At 63.8% G+C, this 4585-nt stretch carries 4 protein-coding genes; 1 reads left to right on the forward strand and 3 read right to left on the reverse strand.

Annotation, left to right across the window (positions count from 1 at the left end; all coding sequences use genetic code 11):
- Positions 1 to 465 precede the first annotated feature (465 nt).
- Complete coding sequence (locus tag AC1DXK_RS30160; RefSeq protein ID WP_456686175.1) at positions 466 to 765, reverse strand: pyocin activator PrtN family protein; 300 nt, start codon at positions 763 to 765, stop codon at positions 466 to 468.
- Positions 766 to 1891: 1126 nt separating this feature from the next.
- Here AC1DXK_RS30160 and AC1DXK_RS30165 point away from each other — a divergent pair.
- The gene (locus tag AC1DXK_RS30165) at positions 1892 to 2089 is read left to right on the forward strand and encodes a hypothetical protein (protein WP_456686177.1); all 198 of its coding nucleotides are present in this window, start codon (positions 1892 to 1894) and stop codon (positions 2087 to 2089) included.
- Between the two features lie 140 nt (positions 2090 to 2229).
- Here AC1DXK_RS30165 and AC1DXK_RS30170 read toward each other — a convergent pair whose 3' ends face one another.
- Complete coding sequence (locus tag AC1DXK_RS30170) at positions 2230 to 2685, reverse strand: hypothetical protein (protein WP_477299648.1); 456 nt, start codon at positions 2683 to 2685, stop codon at positions 2230 to 2232.
- 871 nt (positions 2686 to 3556) lie between these two features.
- On the reverse strand, positions 3557 to 3703 hold the full coding sequence (locus tag AC1DXK_RS30175) for a hypothetical protein (protein ID WP_456686178.1): 147 nt from the start codon (positions 3701 to 3703) through the stop codon (positions 3557 to 3559).
- Positions 3704 to 4585: the final 882 nt, after the last annotated feature.

Below are 4585 nucleotides of genomic sequence, written 5' to 3' on the forward strand. Positions count from 1 at the left end.
GATCACATCTGTCAGTAGTGCACCACGATCTCCGCCAAGCTGGATAACCATGATCTGCTGCGCAGCCCCTGCCCGACGAGCAAGACTGGAGCGTTTGGCTCAGCCAATCGCCCAGAACAACGGGAGTGCGCCCGCCAGGAACAGGGCCGAGGACAGGAGCACGGCAAGGCGCTCGCGATGATGGAGAACGAAGGCGTGAGGGTTTGCGAACATGGCAAAGCCGGATCGAGGGAAGTACCTCACGCTGGCCCCTGAACCTTGACCAATCAGGGGCACTCGGCGCCGTCCACAGGTGGTCGTCGGCGCGTGTCACCACCGGGCCACACAGCGTTGGATGTGCTTGGGCGCACCTCGCGGGGGCTGAGCCAGATGTACCCACCGCTCAAGGCCGTCATTCGCCCCCTCAGGCGGCCCGATCCAGCGGCGCAGCGCCTTCCCAGGTTGCTGCGCCGTTGTCGTTGCAGGCTACCCGCAGAGCTGGCGGCATTCCTTACGCGCTGCCTCGATCCGGTGGTCGAGGTACGTTGCCAGGTCGACCAAGGCGACGCCTTTGGCTGACTTCTGGCTGGCGTCGATCCGCACGACCAGCAGATCCAGCTTGCCCTCCCCGATCCGGCGCAGCAGGTGCTCCTGCGACACGCCGGGGAAGTAGGCCGCCATCACGCTGTCGAGCGGGATGATGACCCGTGGGCCGAACTGCTCTCGCAGGAGAGCGACCGTCGTCGGCTGCGCAGGGTCGGGCGCGCGCATGCTACCGGCCTTCATGGTGTTCTCCGCAAGGTGAGGCTCTTAGCGCTTCCGCGTGATGTTCACGGCTGCGAGCCGACCGTCTGCCTCCGCTTCGTCGAGGATCCGTTTTGCCCTTTCCGTAGGGCTCCCCCACGCTTCCGAGCTTCCTCCAGGTCGACGACGAGGCGGTCCATGATCGGGGCGTAATGCTCGCCGTACCTCTCCACGACATACGCCATGAAGAGGGTCGCCTCCTCGATCTCAACGAAGGTCGGTTCGCGATTTTGGAAGCGCGGCTTCCGCCTCGGCGTCCCTGGCTGCTGGCTTGGCATCTGCGCCTCCAGGTTTCGTACCGAAGCCGCCAACGTCGGCAGCTTCTATCGAACGCCGAGCCGCGCTGGTTGTGCCTCCTCGGTCGCCACAGCCTCGACCGCCGCGATGACGTTCTCCAGCTCGACGACCTGACGCAGCGCTCAGGAAAGCATGGCCGCCAGGATATAGACTGCAGTCAAGAACAAGCCAGATGAGGCGAGCACCGCGCTCCGTTCTCGGTGCTTAAGAACAAAGGTACAAGCTGCATTGAACATGAGGTGGCCCGGAGGCGGCGTGCGATCCGGTCAGTGTGGCAGCTGAACTGCGCTGGTTCGAGGGCCTTCCTGGGGACTAAATGCGAGAAATCGGCCCTGTCGCGCGGCCGTCACACCTCGACAAGTCAATCAAAGCGGCGCTATCTATCGCGAGCAATCGGGTCGCTCACGGCACCGGCCGCGGCCGCACTGAGGGCTGCACTGATCACGACGAGAAAACCGACCGAGATCATGGATTGGGCTCCTTTGATCCGAGCGAATAGCATCGGCTATGGTTAACGGCGTGTTAACTGTCCTCGGATTGGGGCAAGATGGCGCCACGAATGCAGTCTACGTATATGCTTCAGCTTCGCCCATGGCGAGCTACGTAGTCATTCCGTCAACAGCTAAGAGCGCGGGCGGCTGGAAACCTGACAGCCACGACCCCTGCCCTATCGCTCGCCATCTTGAGCGCATGCCGGCAATGAAGCCTCGGTGGTGCCATCGCGGCTAACATAGATGCAGTTGCGGCCAAGCCTGCGCACGACTACACGCCCTAGCTTGAGGGCGGTGCTGGGGTCCGGATGAGCGATGTCGTGACCGCTCTTCTCCTGGCGCTAGCGACCGAGAATGCCGAGCTGCGCGAGCAACTGGCCTCGACCCAGGACATGCTCGTCGAGACCGCGATCGACGCCGGGAACATGCACGCCCTGGTCGAGGCGATGCGGATCGAGCGGGACGCGTTGCAGGAAGAGGCCGAGCGGCTGCAGGCACAGGCGATGCGCAGGGCCTGACACCTCGACAGCCGCCCGGGCGCTCGCCATCTTGAGAGCATGCCCGCAGGTCCGAGCCTCGGAATGTCGATAGGGCGATCGCAGTCACGACGTGGCGCTCGGACCCGTGATGACCAACCCGATCGCTCGTCGGGCTCAGATCACTCTGCAGCGTGGGCGAACTTGGCGCGATTGCGCAGCATTAGATCTACGCCCGCGGTGCCAACGCGCTCGACCAGTGCGTCCAAGATCGCCTCAGGGTCATCAGGGAGCACGACAGTTGCCTGAGACGTCTCGGGAGCAGGGCTTGCCACCCGCCGCGGCTCGCGGCCCATGGTGGTCTGAGGAGCGACAACCTTCCCACTCTCAGCCTGCACACACTCCGGCTGGGCATGTCTGATCAACTCCGGAGGCTGGGTTTTCCGTTTGACCCAACGGCTCGACGGCGCAAGAGTCGCGCGCAAGGCGAAGAAGGCAGCAATAGCTGAGCCGTTGATGAACAAGCCCCAGCCATAGCTCTCGACGGATTGACCGCCGATGGGATGCCCAACATGGCCGAGGCCAATTGCGGCACCAAGCACTGCAACCGCGGCGAAAACTATAGCGAATATGAACATGATTGTGCAGGAACTCTCGGCGGAGGCACCGTTTAGCCCCACCTCAATGGCGCCCCGGCGTTTCCAGTTCCGAAGCAGAACGCCGCAGAACGTCACCGCGGTGCCAGGGTTGTTCCTGCCCGTTGCAATCACTTGGTGGAAGGGCCGCGCCTTTGTGCTGGTTGCGCTGCTCAGCCTCGTGTTTTGGCCCGGAGCGCTGATCTGGGCACTGCGGCTAAGACGGCGGCGAGACCTGTAAGCTCAGCCGAGCAGCCAGATCAGCGTCATAGCCCCGGTCATGAACAAGGCGGACGACCCAAGCACCGCACCACCCTCGCGGTTCTGAAGGAAAAAAGTGCGGGCTGTGGCGAGCATCGCGAGGACCAGAAACGGCGTTCGGTCCGATCAGTGTGGCAGCTGAACTGTGCCGGTTCGAGGGCTGACAACGGCCATGAGAACAAGAAATCGAGCCTGTCGCGGGGCCGTCACACTCCGCCAAACCGCTTGGGACGGCGCTATCCGTCGCGGGCGTTCGGGTCGCTTACGGCGCCCGCCGCTGCCGCGCTGAGCGCTGCACTAATCACGAGCAAGAGACCGGTTGAGAGCATGGAACAGGCTCCGTTGAACCAATTCAATGAGCGCCGGAAAGGGTTAAGGGCGCATTAACTGTTCGGAAATTGGGGCGAAAAAATGCCGCCTATGCAATCTACGCATATGCTTAAGCTTCGAGTTTGGCGAGATGACCGTCACTTCGACCGTGGACAGGATGAGCGTGCGTTGGTGCGCCTTGAGGCGTTCGAGAAGGGTGTTGAACTTGTCGGACATCGGGCGGCTTTAGCCGTAAGGGGATTGGCTCGACAATCTAAGCGCGGCGGCACCGTCCCGGGCGAGATCATGGCACCATGCGGTCGGACGGTATGCCGAACAGGGTCTTGTGATGACCGAGGTTGAGATCCGAGACACGCTCAGCGCCGTAGAGCGGGCGTTGAAGCATGCCGCGGACGCGGAACGCTGCACCAAGCACGATCTGAAAGAGCACAGGAGCCCATCCGCACATCAAGCATGGCAGTCTACGTGGAAGGCCGTGCGCGAGCTGGACGAGCTACAAGCCAAGCTCAGGCGACACCTTGCGGTAGATGGCTGCGGTCGCCCGTAGCGATCTGCGGCTCACTCTAACGGGGCCATGGTGTGGAAGAGCGCCCGAGCGGTTCCGTCAACCCGCCCATGCAGATACCGCGGTCCTGAATGGTTGCGCGCTGCGATGCAGGGGCCTAGGTGGGCACCGCGGGACAGCGATAGCGTCGCCGTCCCGCAGCCCTCTTGAGGGCGTTTCCTCCCTAGACTTCGGGCCGCTCCTTGAGGGCGGCCTTTTCTTTGTCTGGGACCCGGTTCGTAGCCGGACCCAGCCTCAGCGGCAAGCAGGATCATGCTGCGTCCACTGTCGTGTGGCGATTTAGTGCACAGCGAGGGTCGATAGTGGCTGCTCGACACCTCGCCGCGTGTCCGCCATCGTGAGCCCATGCCCGCGCCGCACAGCCAGACCTACGACCCGCAGGAGGAGCCGGCGCCCCGTGGCGGCTGGTTTCGGCTGGAGGAGCGGCCGTACCCGGAGCGGTTGGATCAGGCGTTCCGAGTGGCGGCGATCGGCATTGGTGGCGGAGCGGCGCTTCTCGCGACGTGGTTCCTCGCAGCCTACGCAACACGCCCTCTGACCGATTGCTGCATCATGGGCCGTCGCTGCGGCGTTGGTCGCGGCGGCCGCGGCCATGGGGCTTGTCGCAAACGCGAATGCGCTGAGGTTCACGGGTCGTTAGCCATAGCCGCCGAGCCTGCCGCCTCCGCCTTGGAGCCGGTCCATGATCCTGTCCGCCATCGCCGCCAAGCTCAAGCAGCGCGCCAAGGCCGACTTCAGGGGCCGGCA

This window comes from Methylobacterium sp. P3_A11 (assembly GCF_056403155.1).